The sequence below is a fragment of the Hydrogenophaga sp. RWCD_12 genome (assembly GCF_046604225.1).
Classification (GTDB): domain Bacteria; phylum Pseudomonadota; class Gammaproteobacteria; order Burkholderiales; family Burkholderiaceae_C; genus Hydrogenophaga.
In genome coordinates, this window is the sequence record NZ_JBKIXC010000032.1 from 1 (window position 1) to 208 (window position 208).

1 protein-coding gene is annotated in these 208 nt (G+C 66.3%); it reads right to left on the bottom strand.

The genetic code is table 11. The features are described 5' to 3' along the window. Nucleotides 1-208 (bottom strand): VCBS domain-containing protein (locus ACLIJ1_RS23360; protein ID WP_411367978.1); only part of this gene is annotated, 208 nt, incomplete at both ends.

The window sequence follows — 208 nt, forward strand, 5'->3', positions numbered from 1 at the left end:
CGTGATGGTCAGCGTCGCCGTCGAAGTGTCACCGTCCTTGTCCGTCAGCACGTACGTGTACGTCTCGGCCAGCGTCTCGCCAGGAGCCAGCTGCTGCACCGTGGTGTTGGCGTTGTCCAGCGTGTAGGTGTACGTGCCATCGGCGTTCAGGCTCACCGTGCCGTAGCTGCCCGTGCCCGAGCCCGTCAGGGCCGTCGTGTTCTGCGCC